The 19,830-nt window shown below is 48.0% G+C and carries 12 protein-coding genes; 8 read left to right on the top strand and 4 right to left on the bottom strand.

Annotated elements, in window-relative coordinates:
* The first annotated feature begins 40 nt into the window (after positions 1–40).
* The gene (locus DWX33_RS10060) at positions 41–2,407 is read left to right on the top strand and encodes an ABC transporter permease (protein ID WP_122380322.1); all 2,367 of its coding nucleotides are present in this window, start codon (positions 41–43) and stop codon (positions 2,405–2,407) included.
* On the opposite strand, the gene DWX33_RS10055 is transcribed toward DWX33_RS10060, so the two are convergent.
* Positions 2,394–3,740, bottom strand: a complete 1,347-nt coding sequence (locus tag DWX33_RS10055) for a sodium/glutamate symporter (protein WP_005858025.1) — start codon at positions 3,738–3,740, stop codon at positions 2,394–2,396. The two genes, DWX33_RS10060 and DWX33_RS10055, sit on opposite strands and share 14 nt — an antisense overlap.
* 247 nt (positions 3,741–3,987) lie before the next feature.
* Between DWX33_RS10055 and DWX33_RS10050 the strand changes: the two genes are divergently transcribed.
* Genes DWX33_RS10050 through DWX33_RS10020 form a run of 7 tightly spaced genes read left to right on the top strand, consistent with a single transcriptional unit; the run spans position 3,988 to position 16,971 of the window.
* Entirely contained in the window at positions 3,988–6,114 is a 2,127-nt protein-coding gene (locus DWX33_RS10050; RefSeq protein WP_122380321.1) for a FimB/Mfa2 family fimbrial subunit, read from the top strand.
* A 14-nt stretch (positions 6,115–6,128) separates the two neighbouring features.
* On the top strand, positions 6,129–8,360 hold the full coding sequence (locus DWX33_RS10045; protein WP_158595297.1) for a DUF4906 domain-containing protein: 2,232 nt from the start codon (positions 6,129–6,131) through the stop codon (positions 8,358–8,360).
* A gap of 21 nt (positions 8,361–8,381) precedes the next feature.
* Entirely contained in the window at positions 8,382–9,413 is a 1,032-nt protein-coding gene (locus DWX33_RS10040; RefSeq protein ID WP_122380319.1) for a hypothetical protein, read from the top strand.
* Positions 9,414–9,436: 23 nt separating this feature from the next.
* On the top strand, positions 9,437–11,170 hold the full coding sequence (locus DWX33_RS10035; protein ID WP_122380318.1) for a hypothetical protein: 1,734 nt from the start codon (positions 9,437–9,439) through the stop codon (positions 11,168–11,170).
* A gap of 8 nt (positions 11,171–11,178) precedes the next feature.
* Positions 11,179–13,194: a hypothetical protein gene (locus DWX33_RS10030; protein WP_147425508.1), complete on the top strand. Its 2,016-nt coding sequence runs from the start codon at positions 11,179–11,181 to the stop codon at positions 13,192–13,194.
* On the top strand, positions 13,125–15,695 hold the full coding sequence (locus tag DWX33_RS10025) for a hypothetical protein (RefSeq protein WP_122380316.1): 2,571 nt from the start codon (positions 13,125–13,127) through the stop codon (positions 15,693–15,695). Before DWX33_RS10030 ends, DWX33_RS10025 begins: the two co-directional genes overlap by 70 nt.
* A 28-nt stretch (positions 15,696–15,723) precedes the next feature.
* A complete protein-coding gene (locus tag DWX33_RS10020; RefSeq protein WP_122380315.1) occupies positions 15,724–16,971 on the top strand; it encodes a hypothetical protein in 1,248 nt (415 codons plus the stop codon).
* Positions 16,972–16,999: 28 nt separating this feature from the next.
* Here DWX33_RS10020 and DWX33_RS10015 read toward each other — a convergent pair whose 3' ends face one another.
* From DWX33_RS10015 to DWX33_RS10005, 3 genes are all read right to left on the bottom strand, one after another.
* Positions 17,000–17,275 (bottom strand): Txe/YoeB family addiction module toxin, encoded by a 276-nt coding sequence (locus DWX33_RS10015; RefSeq protein ID WP_087345250.1) that lies wholly within the window; start codon positions 17,273–17,275, stop codon positions 17,000–17,002.
* Positions 17,272–17,577, bottom strand: a complete 306-nt coding sequence (locus DWX33_RS10010) for a hypothetical protein (RefSeq protein ID WP_087345246.1) — start codon at positions 17,575–17,577, stop codon at positions 17,272–17,274. The genes DWX33_RS10015 and DWX33_RS10010 overlap by 4 nt, the downstream gene beginning before the upstream one ends.
* Before the next feature lie 736 nt (positions 17,578–18,313).
* The gene (locus DWX33_RS10005; protein ID WP_122380351.1) at positions 18,314–19,822 is read right to left on the bottom strand and encodes a hypothetical protein; all 1,509 of its coding nucleotides are present in this window, start codon (positions 19,820–19,822) and stop codon (positions 18,314–18,316) included.
* Positions 19,823–19,830 lie beyond the last annotated feature (8 nt).

Below are 19,830 nucleotides of genomic sequence, written 5' to 3'. Positions count from 1 at the left end.
TTTTTGGGTCGATTTTAGTATCAATAAAATAGAGCAAGTTATGAAAACAATCATACGCAATTTCATCAATGTATTAATACGTTTCAAGGTAGCTACCTTTTTGAATGTAGTGGGATTAGCGGTCGCTTTCGCCGCTTTTATCGTGATTTTGATACAGATTAATTTTGAGCGGACTTTTGACCGTTGCCATCCTACGTCCGGGCGGATTTTTAGGGTGGACTTGACCATTCCGGGTACTTTCGGGACAATATTACCCCGTGCCTTTGTGGAGGCTGTCATCCAATCTTCCCCGCATATAGAGGCGGGTACATTGTTGACTCCTTCTTTTGGCCAGAATGGTGTTTATCTCTCGGTGGATAGAAACGGGCAACCGTTTGGGTTTAAGGAAATCGTGACAACCTGCCACGCTAGTTTACCGAAGATATTCGCGTTCCCGATCGTGGAAGGCGATATCGATTGCTTGAAAGATCCCGAGAAAGTAATGGTACCCCGAAGCTTGGCTGACAAGTTGTTTGGGGAAGATATCTCTGCGGTTGGTAAGACGTTGCGAGCGGAAGAAAATATCTGGACTAAATCGGCTAAGCTCTTTACGATTGGCGCGGTTTATAAGGATTTCCCGGAGAACACGCAGCTTCGGAACGTGGTCTATACGGCGATCGATCCGGATTATAATATCAATAATTTTAGCTCAAGTAACTGGGTTTGTTATTTATTGCTTGATAATCCTGCCATGGCAGATGAGGTTGCCGATAATTTCAACCGTCATTTTGATTTCAAGAAGATTTACCATGAAGGAGAACAGATCCGGCTCGTTCCGCTGACTGATATTTATTATATGAATGAGACGCAAGACGGTGGTACATTCCGGAGCGGAAACAAGGAAGTCACGGCCTTATTGTTCGGTATAGCTCTTCTGATCGTCATTGTCGCGGCTATTAACTTCACGAACTTTAGCACTTCTCTGACTCCGTTGCGAATCAAAAGTATCAATACGCAGAAGGTATTGGGTAGTTCGGATACTTTGTTGCGCAGATCTTTATTGATAGAGGCAGCCCTTATTAGTTTTATAGCATGGCTGGTAAGTCTCGTTATCGTTTGGGGATTGGATTGGGCGGAAGCGCTACCTTTTATCGAGGCCGATTTGAGTTTGGTCTCAAATCTTCCGATCGTTTTCTTGTGTGGCATCGTAGCGTTGGTTATCGGTTGGCTGGCGGGTATTTATCCTGCTTATTATATAACTTCTTTTCCTCCGGCCTTGGTGCTGAAGGGCAGCTTCGGGTTATCTCCTTCCGGGCGTAAGTTACGTACGATATTGATTTGTGTCCAGTTCGTTGTTTCGATCGTGTTGATTATCGGGGCTTGCTTTGTGCAAATCCAGAATAGTTATATGCGGAATTTCTCTTTAGGATTCGATAAGGACCAGGTAGCTATCGTGGAGCTGAATGAGACAATGTACGATAAGCATCACGATACATATGTGAATCGCTTGAAAGAGAACCCGGGTATCGAGGATGTAGCTTTCGCTATGGAGAAAGTGGGCTCTAAGGACGGGTATAACACGAATGGCGGTAGTTATAAGGGTAAGGACTTTCAGTATTTCATAATTATAGCATCTTCCAATTTCTTGCGGGTGATGGGGATTCCGGTTATAGAAGGGAGAGATTTCTCAAAGGCGGACGAACTTTCGGATCATACGTCTTATATATTCAATCGTACGGCGATGGAGGGGTTGGATATGCAAGTGGGTGACGCGTTCGATAGCTATTCTCCCGGTCATCTTATCGGTTTCTCCGACGATGTGAAATTCACCTCGCTTCGTGGTGGGGAGGATAATATCGCTTTCTTGGTCGGAAACTTTGGTTATTCTTTGCCAATCTCTTATATCCGCTTGAAAGCCGGATCGGACATTCATGCCGTAGTAGGTCACATTCAGGAGACGATGAAAGAATTAGATCCTTCCTATCCGTTTAATATCGAATTCTATGATGAGATCTTTAATCATCTTTACCAGAAAGAGGAGAATCTACGCGATCTGGTTACGGTTTTTAGTTTACTGGCGATTATTATCTCTTTGGTCGGAGTATTTGGCTTAGTGGTGTTCGAGACTCAATACCGCCGTAAGGAAATAGGTATCCGCAAGGTACATGGAGCTACGGTAGGAGAGATCCTGCTGATGTTTAATAAGGCCTATCTGAGGATTGTAGGTATTTGCTTCGTGATAGCGGCGCCGGTCGCTTGGCAGGGCGTGAAGATGTGGCTCGAGGGCTTCGCTTATAAGACTCCGCTTCATTGGTGGGTATTCTTAATCGCCTTATTGATCGTAACCGTAATCACATTATTGACCGTAAGCTTCCAGAACTGGAAAGCGGCGAACGAGAACCCGGTAAATAGTATCAAGAGCGAGTAATCCACCATCCCATCTTCCACGCCAGTAGCAAGATCAGTAGGGAAAGGACCAAGCAGGCTAATAGCAACCAAACTCCCAATCCGTTGACGAAAAGGATGGGGACGAAGGTGATCAATAAGATCTCTATGGGAGCGATAGGCAGGTAAGCCATCGCGTAATCATCCATCGCTTTGCTGGAAAGTTTCGGATCGACGATCCGCAGCAAGGCGATGCCCATGGCCATCGTGCCGGTCCACCATCCCCAAGCGAAAATCATGCGCTCGAACCAAAAGGTCTTGGCTAATCTTCTTCCTAAGAAGAATGTTATGCACCAGACGATCGCCACGCCCGCTATGATGAGTACGATAAGCGGCAAGGCATATTTTACGATCACCCCTAGCTTGATAGACGCTACACCGCAAGCTACCAGCATATCCGTGAAGGAACTGCTCAGCCTCTGGGTCGTCTGCGGACAGATATATCTGGATATAGTTGTCGCGTCGAAGAATTTCTTTAATACTAATCCAATGATAAAGGCACAACTGAAAACAGGTAACTCCAATACCGGATAATACACCTTTACGGTTTGGCTAACCATATATCCCAAAAAAGCCACGACAAATACCAAGGCCACATGGAAAGTCAGCGTATCGATGGATATGGAGGAAGTCGTAGCTTCTCCGATGGAATCCCGCTTATCCTCTGGCAGCAACCCACTTCTCAGCTCGTCCGGGAGATCGTCGAAATCCGAGATAAAAGCGGTTTGTTTATGCTTGGCCGCCCATTTGACCATCAGTAAACCTCCGATGATCGAGCAAATAACCCCCACGGTAGCGGTTGTCATGCCTAAACTGCGTGCCTCGTCCCAGCCCAATCCCTCGAACGCGGACCCGATAGCGGCGGCCGTGCCGTGTCCGCCATAAAAGCCTGTCGGCAGCATAATGCCGAAAGCGTCATTCAGGTCCGGCCAGATCAGCTTGATCACGTACAATCCGAACAAGCCTACTAATGCCCATTGCAATAACATACCCACCTGAGCGTACGCCCACATCGGCCCGACTCGTTTCGCTACTTCTTTCATGGAGACGTTCGGGGAAGATAAAGGCAACGCGCCGAACACCAAGGCGATAAGGATAGCCGCATAAGTACCTAAGTCATTGGAAAGCGGAATCCACCCCAGTCCATTAGGTCCGAACGCCAGTCCTAGCAAGCCCGCAATCAAGCTGGGTGGGATGAATAATTGTTGTATCAGTTTTACCTTGACTCGTATGAATTTGCCAACCAATAGAAGTATCGAAATGAATCCAAGATCCGTAAAGAGAGTCCAAGGGGTAAATTGTGTTAGGTCTATCATCGTATTTAAATAATTAGTAGCTGTCAATAAGGCAAAGATAAGGATTCTTGTCTGAAAACCATTATATCCGGTTCTTTTTTCAGGATATAAAAAAGGAGGCGTCCATTATTCACTTTGCGTATGGAAATCATAAAAGAATGCCTCCTTTTTGAAAAAACGGTTTTCTTGTAATCCTGTAATTTTGCTACTCAAATAGGTTAACAGTCTTTAGCTTACTCCAATAAAGAAAAATGAATTTAAAATCAAGATGATAGATAGAGTTTATATAGTGTTCTGTTTATTTATACTGATGTTTTGTCGTTGTGCGGATGACGCCTCTTTTGAGAATGAGCAACCCCCCAAGGAGGGTATCCTTGTCAAACTCACCAACGGCTCCCTTGCCTCCACGAAGACGGCGCTTTCCAGCTCCGCCAACCTGCATCATGTGAAGGAGGTACACGTGTTCTTATATCAAGGAGATACTACTGATATGACAAAGGCGAAATACGTGAAACATGAGAATTTAAATTGGAACCCGATGGATAGTGCTGACTATAAGGTGGATGCCGTGCAAGTCAAGGAGTTCTTGTTGGAAAACTCGCTGAACCTACCAAGCGGCAATTATACCCTCTTATGCGTGGGGCTGGATGACCGGTCGGGGGAAACGTATGGGCTTCCCGATGCCTTAGAAAACAAGCCTTTATCTGAGGCGAAGGCTACCTTGGCGAAAGGTATCTCGATAGACGGCATCGCTCATTCCGAACTGTTTGCCGGATGGGAGACTTTCGAGTACGTGCGGGGTGGGTTGAGCGAGGTGGAGATAGAGATGCGCCGGCGTGTAGCGGGAGTACTCTGCTACCTAAAAGATATACCTTATACGTTGACGGATAATGGAACCTATCGTGTCACCCAAGTCCGGTTGCGCCTCTTCACCAACCAGAATCACTCTGTTTCCCTGCTTCGCCCTAAGGAGAAAGACGCCCTCGATTTTGGAACGGATCGTTTGTCTGACGGGAATATCCTTGCCCGTTTCGATCTTACCGGATATGGGCGACAAGGGGATAAAAACTTATACGAGATCGATGTGAAAAAAGGGGAACCCTCAAGGCTCCCGAATACGATCTTGATGGGAGCCTATCTGCTGCCTATCCGCAATGAAAAGACCGCTGTGGATTCTACCTTGGTGGTAGATGTATTAGGCAAAATAACCAACTCGGTGAATGATGACCCCGCGGAAGGTGCGGAAGAGGTCGTTCTTAAATCCTTCCCTGCCGTACAGGAGGAGGCTACCGGTGATGAGCGTTTACAATATTCTATCCGCCCGAACGTGATCTACCATATCGGGCAAAAGAGCAGCGATGATAATACCGACGGCGATTACCCCGAAAGTCTGGCGGGCACGAAGCTGAGCTTGAAGGTGACAGGCTGGGAGAGGGATACCGTAGACGTAGAGTTTCCCGGCGTACCGATAAACCCTACGATTGCGTTGGTGAATGAAAGCGGAGGCATCTATGATGCGGAAAAATATATATTCGATTGCATGGGAACGAATACGATCCGCTTACGGGTGTACCCTTCTATATTAAAGGATCCTTGGAAGGTTACAATTATAGATGAAGAGTCGAATATGTTGTTTCTTCAGGAATCGGAGGAGGTTTACAAAAAGGAATATAAATCCTCTGTGACCACAAAAAATATGATTCCGCTTGTGCTTACCGATTATGTCAAACTAGGAGGTGAGGAAATACGTACGGTAAAGATACGAATCGTGTCATTAGAGGATGCGACAACTGGGAAAGAAAAAGAAGGTACAGAGCAAATATTGGTTGCCCGACAGTACAACGCCATTATTGTTGGTACAGGTGATAAAGCCCGTGGTTTCAGCCGATTCAATTGGGGGACAAAGCGGTCTATTACGACAGGGCGTGTGACGGCAGACAACAGCACTTCTGATTGGGGGTATTACGAATCTCCCCCTTCTCAAATTTTCGGGAGAGGTTTTGACCATTCTGTATCAGACAACGGGTATACAAATTATCAGGAAGCTGTAAAAGGTGGAGCTGCCGATAACGGTTTTGTGGGATCTGCGATACAAAAAGTCTCTCAAGATAGATACACCTACGACGCTGCTTCGGGTAAAATCGTTAAAAAAGTAGCTGGCTGGTATTTGCCGGCAAAGGATGAATTGAACTGGTTTTTAAATGATCAAACGATTCTTGATAATAAAGAACGTTATCATATAAAAGATGCGTATTGGTCATCGAATGTCACTATCGCGCACTATTCTAATTCAAGAGCCTATATTTGGAATGCTAAAAATAATAGGTATGAGGAAGATGGTAAAAAACGTGGCGGGAATAACTTCTATTTACGTCCGGCATGTGGGATGAACTAAAAAGACAGAAAGGTATGCGGATCTATAAATATCTAACATTATTAATCACCTGTTGCCTGTTAGGAAGCGGTTGTGAAAGCGATTGCGACTGGGTGAGGCCGGATGGAGACTTTTCGGAGGGAAGAGTATCTGTCCGTTTGCAAGTGAGCGATGCCTCCGTGATCCAGACCCGTGCCGGAGACAACGTATCGGAGGAGGCGATTGAGAACGTGACCTTATTGGTTTATAAAAAAACGGGAACAGAGAATGTGCCTGCGTCTTGGACGTTACAAGACAAGGCATATCAACAACTAATCGATGATAACGATGTTGTCAGTCTCTACCTAACAGCGGATGAGGTTCATCATCAGCGTGTTTATGCTATTTGTAATCTGGCGGATACAAGTGTTGTAGCATGGGATAAGGTACAAACGGTAGAGGCTTTGAGAACACGAAATATCACGATAGAAAAGCCGGACGGGGCCTATACGGGCAAATATGTTATGTGTGGGTTCTGTAAAATAGACTACGGGGCGACTTTAGCAAAAGAATATACTATAGAGGTAAAGCGTTTGGCTGCGAAATTTGATTTCGATATTTTTTTCCAACCGACAGATCCGGGCGATAAATTTATCGTCAGCGAGTTGTCTATGCATAATATCCCGATGGGCAGTAGGCTGCTTGAGGACACGGAGGGAGATAAGGATACGTTGAATTTCTGCAAGAATGACTATGGATATGATAACGTTAAAGGAGCACATAATAGTGATTTGTATCATCCGTCTACCCCGGTCGCTTTCGATACCCAAAGCGGTACAGGCGCGGATTATGCCGCCTCGTTCCGGATGTTCGAGAACCGGCAGGGAGGGGTAGAAGATAAACCGGAGAACTGGCGGGATTTAGAAGGCTTGATAGACAATACGGAGGACGTTCCCGAGGGTTATCCGGACCTCTACCGGTATTATCAACAAATCTATAAAGGAACGAAAAATGGTGAAGGGCATGCGACAAGCCGCCCGCTTGCCTCTTATCTCACGATCAAAGGAATTTATACCAAAGCCGGCGGTGGCGCTTATGAGGCTGTGTACTCCATTTATTTGGGAAAAGACAATTATAAGGATTATAACGTACTCCGAAACCATCATTACGTCTATCAGATACGAATCTATGATATAGAAAATCTTGATACACGTGTAAGTTTCAGAGGTATTGATGACTTGGCGATATTTGGAGATACCGCACAAGTTTTGGATGCCCACCCGAATGCCTTACAACTCTTGCTTTATTCGATGAACGACTGGACCGCACGGGTGGCGGAGCCGGACTCTACCCCTTGGCTGGAAGTGTCGAACTCTTTGGCTTATGTACCTCGGATGGCTGGCGGTAACAGGGAAGATCAGGCCTCTTTCCGCATGACCGGCAAAGGGGGACTACAGTATATATACATTCATACGGATGAATATGTGCCGAAAATGGACAATCCTACGGAAAACGATTATTTCGGGATACGCGAAGGCAAGGTCATCTTCGAGAGCGGAGACGAACGAAAAGAGGTCGTCATCAAGCAATATCCCGCCCAAATGGTGATTTGCCATATTAAATATGACGTACATACGATGAAGGAGGTACAAGATACCTTTTACGTGGAGCGGGTGTTTGAAAAAAACAACATCGCGTGGGGGTTCGAGAAATATTGGAGCTTTATCACGGATGATTTGATCGCTTCCGGGCAATGGGATGGGCTTTCAAATACGCGTAAATTATATGACGTGGCACTCAATGGGGATAAATGGGGCGTAGAACCCGCCTATAAAGAGGGTATTCCCCCGTATATAGCGTTGGGTTACGCATTGGGAAAGAATCGTGACCGCAATGGCAACGGAAAGATCGATTACAACGAGATCGTCTGGTATCTGCCGGCGGCCAATGAGCTTCTGGCTTTGAGCGGACATATAGGCGGAGGCGCGGATGATTGCTATGATGTGCAATACAGAGGCTCGGTAGAGGGGTTAACGGGGACAGGCAATCTGCATTCCTCCACGCCTTCGGTGGCTGACCCGGCCGGAGAAACCGTAGGCCGTGTGTACTTCGTGAACTTGACGACGGGCAAGAAGTCGCTCAACCTGCGTTCCCGCTACTTGAACGTGCTTTGCTGCCGTCGCAAAAATGCGTGGAAGGGCCCCGATTCGGGTGGATCGGATGGAAATGTAGACAATGATCCCGGCTGGGATGATGAGGAAGAGGAAATCATGCCTAAAGGTAATTAAGAATTAAACAAATGATCGCGTATGAAGATAAGTGCTTTTATTTATAGCGGATTATGCGGTTGCTGTCTTTGGGCGGCAGGCTGCTCGAATGAGGTGTTGGATGCGGATGCGGAAGCGCGGGCCACCTTCTTTCTCACGACCCGTGCCGCCGAGGATGGCGGAACACCCGTGGCTATCACCGACAAGCAATTCACTCGCCTGCTGCTGGCTGAGCGAATGCCGGAGCATACAACCGTAGATGGGAAGGAGGAGTTGCATTGCGCGCTCTCTTCTCGCTATGATATCACCGGAGGACGGTATCAGTTGGAAGGTCTATTCGGGCAATGGTATAAATTCGCCTTTGTCTGTGTGCCGGCGATAAATAAAGAAATGGGTGCTGCCTTGTTTCAAGCCCAAACCCCGGGCCAGACCCCGACCGAGCACGATTTCAACAAGCTGATGGTCGATTACGCTCCCGTATTGGATTATCAAGTGAAGAACTTGAAGAAGGCGCAGAGCGAGGACCTAGCCGTCTACCGTAAGATTATCGACCGCTGGATCGACCCGGTGAACCCATCAACGGAAGACGTGACCCTTACTCGGGTAACCGGCGAGCTGATCCTCGATATGGGAATCCCTGCCGACCAGTTCGAGCATCCGGTGACATCTATAAAACTCAATCTTGTTCATCCCGTAAAGCGTTTCTATATCCGCGATAATACGGTAGACGATGTGTTGACGGAGGTAGAGGAGGGGGCACATAGCTTTATCTTCGAATGGAACCTCGATGCCGATGATCCTGTGGCGCAAAACACCCGGCAGGTCTTTAAGATCGCTCTTTTGCCGGGGGAACTGAAAGGTGTTACGGTCTCTGTCATCTGTAAAGATCAATATCAACCTCAGTCCTTCACGTTGCAAAACGATAATAACGCCCCGGTCCTAATCAAAAAAAACATACGGACCAAGGTGCTTTTCAACGGTATGCACTCGAATGAGTTCGAGATACGCTACGCCGGTTTCGACGATAAGGCCGAGATAGACGTGCCCGGCGATGATTGGAACGGATGGCATTAATAACAAGACAAAAAGGAAAGAGCATGGTAAGAATATACACATTATTATATATATACACATTTTTTGCGTTAGGGGCTTTCTGTTCTTGCGAACCCGAGGCGATCGATGACGGGCGGGATATGCGGCCGATCGAAGGAACTTATGTCATCGACTATACCTTCGAGGGTACAAGAACCTCTACCCGTAGCATCCATCAAGACCAGCCCGCCAACCAACGTATCTCTTCCCTTACCTACCTGCTGTATGGGAAAGATGGGAAAAGTAAGGAGAGCATGTTGCTGAAACGCCGTGAAATCCCCGATATCTCTAAGGATACGAAGTGGCCGTTGAAGCGGGAGACTATGACTTGGGGGCAGCGGGAGGCTTTGAAAGATACCTTGGAACAGGGAATGGATTATAAGGTCGTGTTCGTGGCGAATATTGATTCCTCCATCGTAAAATGGACTGCCGATGGTACGCCAAACGGTACGCTTTGGTGCCCCTTGCGGGAGGCTGAGAGTTTTAGTACCGCTTACCTGCAACTTCCTGCGCGACCCTTCACCGACTCGGATATGTTTTACCTTTTCACCACATCGGTAAACGGCGCGGATAAAGAAGCGGATCGCGATCATCCCTACAACTGCCCGGTCTTGCTCCAACGGGTCGTGACGCGCACGGACTTCTTTACCGAACGACTTCCGGAGTGGGACATGACTATAAAGGATACGGAGGGAAAGGTCGTGATCCCGGATACGGTGAAGACCTATTTCCAGCCGACCCTTATCCCCTTATACTCGAAGTTGATAATGGGAGGAACGGATGCCCATATCTTTAATTCGGCAAAGGGTTCCACGACAGACCTTTTAAAGAAGATGGAGGAGGCTTTCTCCGCAGAACAGAAGAAATGGACACCTACCGATCCATCCAAAACGGACTCCGTCAAGACTGCTGCCAAGTATGGGAAATATGCGGGTGGAATGCTTACTATTTCCCGGAATCTAGATCAAGATCCTACCCCGATTATCTCCGTCTTGTCAAGCAAGCATGTCATCCCTTTGGTCCGTTCTCTTCTTGAGACAAGCTTGCGGAACGATTCCATACAGACCCTTTGGAAACAATCTTGGCGGATGGGCGCAGACCATAAGACCCCGACAACACAGGCGGAAGTCGTATACGACTCTGGCTCCGGAGTGGATCGGATATTCTTGGACCGGACAGCGAAAGCAGGGCTTTCCACCTCCGCCCGCATGCCGGTCGATACGACATATATCTCGGAACTGCAAGGATTCTCCCACCGGTTCGAGGGCTTCTCGCTGATCAGCTACGGGTTGCCGGGGCAGAATAAGATCATGGCGATCAACTGGTATGCCTCGGATGGAACGACTCTGGATCACACCTTGACGCAGCCTCTGCAAACCAACCAAGGAGGGAACGAATGGTATCAGGTCACATACCGTCCGATCTATTCGCTGGATTGCTTGGGCAATGCCAACCCGATATCCGTTGAAATGGTATGCGATATAAATACCTTGCTGCCGCTACGGGAGATGTTACCGAAGGTGGGAGAGGGAACACCCGCATGGACAGATGAAGAGGTGGTGGATTTACGGGCTGCCATGATCGAGTTGTTGAAGGCGGATGCCTTTAAGGCGTATAAATACGCTCCTGCCGGTGACGGTACGGGAGAAACGATCACCTTGCCGGTCGGCGTACCGGACTTGTCGGCGGATGATGCTTTGCAAATCAATTCGGAATGGAAGGTTGAGAAACATAGATAGAGAAAGTTATGAAAACAAAAAGATATACGATGAAGGCTGCTTGGAAGGAAATCGTTGGTTTATCGCTGATCCTCGTCTGTCTATTGTGTGGCATACAAGAAACTTGTGCGAAAGAGAGAGTCCAAAATCCGCGCTTTCCACGAAAAGCTTTGGTACAGAATGACTGTTTGATCAATACCATTATCAATGTAGTAAAAGTTGGAACCGGCAATGTAGATCAAGCAAATGTGGTGGATGAAGATTTGGAGAACTATTCTACGGTAGTGGGCGTAGCGAACGTGGGTGCTATCTTGGATCCGGGTATCCGGGTCAAGGATACGAAATATTACTATCCCAAAGATACAAAGGCTGGCTTTTGCATTCAGGCAGGTGGAAGCAATAGCGTCTTGACCTTGGACATATTAGAGAACGTATCGATTTTTTTTTATAAGGATAACGAAATGGTAGGCTCCGCTCCGGTGGATCAAGGACAGCAAGCGGGGCTTCTGGATCTGGGACTAATCCAGATTCCGGGGGGTGAGGAAGGGGTTACTTTCCTGACTGCTACGGCACCGGGTGAGTTTGATGAGATCGGGTTGATGCAAGGTGGAGTGCAGATAGAGGTGGCGAATACGTTCAAAATTCGGTATGCTTTTGTAGGTGATGCTCAGGAAAAGACTTTAACCACGAATAACATCTCTGATATAAAGGTTTCTACAGGTTCTAATTCGAAAAATATAGCGGACAAAGATCGTATTATAGATGAGGACTTAAACAATCACGCGACGCAGCCGCAAATTTTGTTAGACTTTGGAGCCTCGGTCACTTTATCTTGGCTGCCGGATAAAATGTTTCCCAAAGGAACCGAGGTGGGCTTTGTCTTCAAGGATCTGGGATTGCTAAACATAACCATAGGGGCGAACTCCAGCATAACGGTAAGGGATACCAGAACCGGGTTAAGCGACGAGGTCTTGTTGCAAGCCTCGGTCTTAGGGCTGGGGTTGATCACCGGAGGAACATCGAAGGTAGCGATCACCGCCCCGAGGGATTTCAACGAGGCAACCTTGAATATAAACGGGCTTAAAGTTGCTTTAGGTGGGCGTGAGTTCTATTACGGTTTTATTTGTGAGCCAACCGTTGTTCCTCATCATAAGGATTTGGTAACTACGATGGATTGCTATATCGGATCGGGAGTAACATCGTTCGAGATGTTCGCCTCCAAACCGTCTACATGGAAAATTATAGGTCAACCGGCAGGAGAGAGCGCGAGTTTGGATGTTGTTGATGGTGCAAAGAGCGAGTCTTGTACGATTAGCGGGATGAAAGCGAATGTAAACGGGGAATATATTATAGCGGTAGAAGCGGAATGTGGCTGCAAGGACACGATCACGCTGACACGCGGAAATAATAAGCATATCGTCTCTGAGGAATGCCGGAAACCGATTTCGGGGGATACAGTCACATTATCAACGGAAATACATGAGAGTAGCGGCAGCTTGCTATCGTGGAGCAATGTGAAGAATAAGGAGCGTATTACGGATGCGGATATGGATACGTATGCCGAATATGTCGGCGGGCTTAGCTTGGCCAGCAATTTGATGATAGCCGGTATCAAGACTACGGATGGACGGCTGTTGCACGATGGGAAATCCGAGAAGAAGGTGGGATTCGTCATGGAGATGTCTTCGGAGGTGCTAGATTTGAACTTATTGCAGTTCTTCCAGATCCGTTTGTATAATAAAGGGAAGAAGGTTCTGGAGAAAGTGATTGAGAATACGAATGTTTTGTCGTTAGGGTTGGCTGGGAAAAACCAGATGGCCAAAGTTCGATACGGAGTTACGGTTCCTGCGGGAATCGAATTTGATGAGATGACGATTTGGAAGTCGGGGGTACTTACGCTGGGCTTGTCCACGATCCGTATTTATGGGGGATATATTTCCCGCGTAGAGGATCGGTGTTATGAGGATCCGTTGGCTTGTGGAAGCACGCCGATCAATACGGATTCCTTGGGGGCTTCATTAATTATAATTATACGGGATTTGTAGGTGTGGCTACGGTCGGTACGGTGATGTCGAACCTTGAAAATGTATTGGACGATGATCTGGAGAATACATGCGCTACTATTGGAGGCGTGAACGTTGGCTCCGGATGGCAGGTGTCTGTCCGGCTGGGGCGTTTGATGGATCGGAGTCATCAGGCTTGTGTCGTGATGGATAATACGACCTATCTGGCGGTGGCGACAGTAGCCGGGGCTTTGAATATCTCTCTTTATCGTGAGGGGGTATTTATCACGGATGTGGATAATTGGAGCGTTGTGGGTGTAGATGCGATCGGTTATGGAGATAAGCAGTACATTTTTGTTACGCCAACCGCCACGTACGACGAGATACGGATCACCAACGCCGGCCTCGTGGGATTGTCGGAAGGAACGAAGATCTATGGCGTGGCCGTACGCGATGACGTGGATCGTAACGGTATCCCGGATTGCTTGGAAGACCCGAAGTCATTGACTGTATTCGGGCCATCGAATATTTGTTTGGGCGAGAATGTCTTTTTGAGTGGCGTTGGAGTGCCGAACTCGAAATATTCGGTGGAATCGAATGATTTGGGATTCGTTGAAAAAACCTTTTCTACGGGTGAGACCGGGGATTTCCTATGGGATTTGGGAAAGCCTAAGCAAGCGTTTGAAAATGCGTTAATTCATATTAAACTAAGCCCGGAGACAGAAGGATTGGAGGCTCCGGATTTGTATATCACGGTTCATCCGAACCGTACCAAATGGACATCCTCAACCTCCGCGAATAATGCCGATTGGAACCGTTGGGATAATTGGGACCGGGGTGCCCCGTGGACTTGCACGGACGTGGTTATCCCGGCGGGGGCTGATCGCTATCCGGACTTGAAGGAGGGATCGTTGAACGGTTGCCGCTACATTCACTTCGAACCGGACGCGGAGGTGGTGAATACCCACCGGCTGACCTATCAAAAGGCATGGGTGGAAATAGACTTGAAGCCTAACCGGTATTATATGGTGGCGGTACCGCTGAAGGAGACCCGTTCCGGCGACTGGTTTATGTTGCGGAGTGATGCCGCCAAACCTGATACCTTTGCTGTGTGGAATGAGGGTACCGCACCTGCCAATCGGATCTATCCTACCGTTTATCAGCGGCTTTGGGAATCTACCACCTACAACCGCTTGCTTTCCGGCGGGCGAGAGACCGTATATCCGGGGGAGACCCGTTGGACGACACCCGCCAATTTGCTGGCGGCCTATTACGACAATGCGGACGGCTACGCCCTCTCGGTATGGGTACATCACGCAAAGCCTTCGGATAACACTGAGGGAGACATAAATAAATCTTATACCTTCCGCTTCCCCAAGGAGCATGCCGTTTACCATTATATGGATCCGGAAGGGAATGTCCTTGACGTGAAGGAGCAGATGCGGCGAGATCCCGCTTATATCGGACGCTTCATTCATGAGGGAGAGGATGGCTCTACCCATTTCCCCGTGAAACAACGGGTGAGGAATATTGGCTACGAGAACAAGACTTACTTGATAGCCAATCCCTTTATGGCGCATATCGACGTGGAGGAATTTCTAAAAGAAAACACGCACCTCACTTCGGTGAAGGTGTACGACGGCACTGGCAGCAATTCCTTGATCTTCGCCACCGATGATGCGGAAGGTCTGCTTGTGGCCAAGCCCGGCAGCGTGGCTGGTTATCCGGCTATTGCCCCCACACAGTCCTTTTTCGTCACGACGAACGATCAGACGGAGAACGAACTTTGCGAGGTCAGTTTTACCGAAGCGATGCTGAAATCCGTTCCGGGTAAGGGGAACGGTTTGAAAAGTACAAGTAGGGTATTAACCGGGGTCGATCAGGCTTCGATACGTTTGAAAGCCTCCGTCGGTAGTGCCGAATCGTGGGCATTACTCCGTTTCTCTGCGGCGGCATACGACGCTTTCCGGGAAGCGGAAGATGCGGAGATACTGATCGACTGCGGGGCGATGCCTCCCATAACGCTTTTTACCCTTGCCGGCGAGAAGGCGCTCGACATACAGCAACGTAACCGGGGCGGGCAGATCCCGCTAGGATTCTATGTGGCGGAACCGGGAGGAAGCGACGTGACGCTGTCTCTCTTCTTGCCGGAGAATTGTGACGGGTGGACATTGGAGGATCTCGACACGCCTCGTTCTTACCCGCTGGACGGAGGCAGGGAGAACGTGGTACGCCTTGGCAAGCTGACTACCAACGTAGGGCGTTTCTACTTAAAAGGTGCCTCGCCTACCGCGAACGAAGGGATTACCGCCTCGCCCGCCAAGGTGTATGCCTACCGGGAGGCGGGGAGCGACCGGCTGGTCGTGCGGTCATCCTCGGAAACGATGTGCCGCTGCGAGCTTTTCAATGAGAGTGGGAAGCTGGGCGGCTTGGCACGATTCGAGTCGGATGAGTATCACCTATCTGCTGTCAGAGGTGTCAATATCATCAAAATATATTTCAAGGACGGACGGAGCGAGACGCTGAAAATAGCCTATTTCTGATCCTCCCTTATAGCATATCTGAAGACGAATGAGACGATTTGTAAAATATAGCTTATTACTCCTCCTGCTGGGGGGCATATCCGGTGGTTGCTCACCGGAGGACGAGGCGACGGATGCCTCGGAACCGATAGAAATACCCATATCTTTCAACTTGCTCTCTTCCGGAAGCGCGCTTACCAAGGCGTATGGCGACGTGGACGGGAAGCCTACCAAACCGGCGGTGGATGCCCGGGAGGTGTACGTGGACCGTGTGGCCCTTTACGTGTACGAGCGGAAGGCGGATGGCGTATATGCCGACAACGAGGAGGGTTTCTACCTGAGCCCGGACAACGCCGGGAAGGTACTGCCTTGCCAGCGTCAGTCCTCTTTCCCCTTCTTTACCGCCAAGGGACGTGTCTCTTTGCGGAAAAACCACCAGTATCGCATCAATGCCGTAGCCTACTCGGAGGCGAAGGGGGAGCGGGAATGGTTCGAGCGTAAGGGCGACCGGTTCGACCATACCCGCCTCTCGCTGGTGAACGAGCCGGAGCTGGAGACTCCGGAGTTGTTCTTCGGCACGGTGGTTTACGGAGGTAGCGGGGAGGAGTATGCCGGGGGAGATACTCTCTTTACTTACGAGCGGATCGATCAAGATAAGGGACGGGCCTTGCTGACCGGCTGGCTCTACCGCTGCGTGGCGGGTATCGAGCTGAGGCTCGGGAATATGCCGGACTCTATCCGGAAGGTGGAGCTGCTGGCGGACTCGATTCATACGACCGTGAACGCACGTACCTACGCGGACTTCCTTTCTCCTTACGATATGAAGCGAGACGGGAGTTATAAGCATTACGTGATCGGGGTGGACTCTTTGATGGAAGGGGAGGATACATGGACTGACGAGGTTATGGGCGACAGCGCTCATATCGTAGGTGCCAACCTCCTTCCGGTATGTACCTCGCTCAGCTTGCGGGTCACTACGCGATCGGGAAGGGAAGAATATACCAGCCTGCGCCTGAAAGATAAGGATGAGGAATGCAACTCCGACGCTCCCAAGCTGCGTTCCCTGCCGGACGACGGGGGCAACGGTACCGGCATTATCCCCGGCAAGCCCGACAACCCTGATCCCGATGACCCGGACCAGCCTGCTCCCGTCAACCCTTTCCGGGTATGCTTCCTGCGCAACAATTACTACCGCATCAAGGGAGACTACCAGAGTTTGGTCACCATGGAATACATATTGCAAGTTTCCGTCAACCCGAATTGGGAGGGCGATGTCAACTTGCCGCTAGGGAAGTAAAATTGAGACAGTCTGAAGAAAAAAGTATTCACTTATCATTATAATGACCATACGTATTGATAACAAGCACATCAATATGATCATTTCGTATTTCGTATATCAAACGGTGTTTATCCGTTATCCGTCGTGACCACTTGCCGGAAAGATTACCCCTCAATGCTTCCGGCTTGCCTGTACCGGTTTCCGGATGTTCCATTAGCTCTATGAGCAACTTTTTCAGTTTCTTGTATGCCAGTGGTTCGTTTCTTTTCAATAAGCGGATATCTTCCAGCGCATCATCTGTATAGGTCAAACTATAATTCATAATCCTTCCAATAGTTTTAATAGATCGCTTTTTTCTCTGACGGTAGTCACTTTTCCAGCTTTCGCTTGCTCACTGGAATGAAGAATGCGTTTTACATTCCGTTCATCTGAAAAATAAGGATCTCCTGATGGGCTTGGGTTACCCAAGGCCGCATTTATGTTATTCGCCTGCTCTAAAATTATATTTTCCATGTATTTTTTCAAGCTGATACCTTTTGCGGCGGCAGCTATAGCTAAGCTGCGAATCGCATCAACCGGGATATCCACGGCTTTCCTCTGTTTTAAATAACCAGTTGTTTCCATATTCAAAATATTTTAGTACGAAAATACGCAGAATAAACAAGATATGCCAGTATGTATATTGTATATAATGTTATTTTAACAACAATGCGATCTATCAACCCGAATTGGGAGGGCGATGTCAACTTGCCGCTAGGAAAGTAAGATGGCGTATATGGATGCTATTTAACAGGAATATGCTCTTTTTTGTGACATGCCCTTGTTTTGGGAACGGTTAAATAGAGAATGCCTAGGGATCGGAATGGGTAATAAATGCTTGTTTTTACTCGAAAAGCCCTGTTTTTTGAGTAAAATACGCCTATCAACCTACACATATGGTCGCGTAAACCCATACATATAGTCGCGTAAACTCACACGTATAGTCGCGTTGGCCTACACATACGGTCGCGATGGGCTACACACCTGCTTATAATGGGCATCGAAGCCTCCTTATAATGGGCATTGTTACCTCCTAACGACTGCGATTGTAAGGATAAATATGAATTATCATGAATTGTTTTCGCTAGAACAAAAGGCCGTTTTTCGGTAAAGGATTAATGGCTAGGTGATTGCTGTTTTTTTCTCTCGTTTTTGGGAACGAGACGTACTTGGGTACGGTAAAAGCGATTCTCCGGGACTTCAGATTACAAAATGTCATTTTGCTATTCCGCGAGTATCGCTCCTTTTCGTAAAGAAAGGGCTTCCCCCACCGCAAGAAGCGGAAAAGGGAAGCCCTGATAAAAATAACTGCTATTGATAATTATTCAATCTCCATATCGTGGATAAATTCCCACCGGTCGTTGATCTTGATTACCAACTCTTGATCTTTATCCAACGGTTGTGGTTTATCGGGATCGGTACCCGGGTTCTCTGGAGAATCGCCCTTGCCACGAAGACCTAGTTGATACAAGTGGTTACGATAGATATTATACACCTTATCTCCATCCCCTGCTGTAGGATCTTGAGAAACAGCGTCCAATTTAACTGTCCAAGTTTTCAGTACATTGGCTGCGATAGAGTCTAACAATTGTAATTCAAGAGTAGGTGTGTTTTGGGCGATATTGCTTGCTATAGGTATCATAAACTCACCGGCCAATACGGAACCTGTAGCTACGGTAGGAAAGTCGTTTGTTGATTTGATACCGTTCACCCAACCTTCGGAGGCTCCCAATAAGGGGACGTCTAATTTGGCTCCACCTTCATCCGTCGTAATTAAAGCCTTGCTGTTTTCCCAGAGACCTTTTGTGTTATCCGTAGTATAGCTGCCTGTAAACCACTTTGTCAAATCTATCTGATAAATGGTATAAGCGTCTTTCGTACGCTTGGTCGTCTCTCCTATGCCGAAATGAGCGTCAGCGGTAGCCGTTGATGCTGAAAATCCATTCATAACTCTTTCCAGCTTTGTACCATTCGTAGTATCATCGGTTTGTTGATCCAATTGAGTGGTCAAGTCCACTTGTGTGTTACGTGCGGAAGAGACTAAGCGAATCGCTCCAACAGATTTGTAGGCACCATCAGTTCCTTCTTTGACATAAGCCGGAATACGGCTAAAGTATCCTAATACACCGGCTACCTGACGTTTCAATAATACAGTGGTAGAGAAACCTCCCTCTAGTTGTATTTGTACGGGCTTAGACTGACCGGAGAAGATTTCGCTGACAACGGAGGCTGCCTTATTGTCTTTTACTGAAAGTTTCTCATACGTAGGATAAGTAACCGCATCTGTTTTCAAGAGGCCTTCGCCTGCTTTTGCGGCGGCGTTCCAAATAGCATTCTCTGTTAAGCCTGCTCCGGTTGCCAATGCGGGTATAGTTTTGCCATTCACTTGGAAAGGAGCCGGGATCAGATCTTTTGTCTCATCCTGTCCTACCGCAACGATAGTGATAGTGCCTAGAGTTTTATCGATCTTATCATTCCCTGTTAATTTAATAGTCCTTTTGCGACCGTAATTATAGTCAGAGGAAGTGTTGTTCCAGTTGGGGACAGAGATCACTTTTATCAGCTTGTTCCCATCAGCTGTCGATTGAAACACCAACAACTTCACGTCTGTAACCTTCTCTGATCCTTGATTCGTAGTACTATATAAAGGACGAGACTTCGTGCTCAGCACATCCGTGTCCTGCATATCAAGTACGATTACCTGCTCTCCGGCAGCTGTTTCCTGGTTGTCTCCACCTTTTTCAGGGATAGGGTCGTCATCGCTTCCGCAAGAGGCGAGTGTCATCAAGCCACATAGGGCGATAGCGCTTAAGAAATACTTCTTTTTCATTGTGATAA

The sequence above is a fragment of the Parabacteroides sp. AF19-14 genome (assembly GCF_003635485.1).
In the GTDB taxonomy this organism is placed as follows: Bacteria; Bacteroidota; Bacteroidia; order Bacteroidales; family Tannerellaceae; genus Parabacteroides; species Parabacteroides distasonis.
This window is presented reverse-complemented; position numbering and strand designations above follow the sequence as displayed.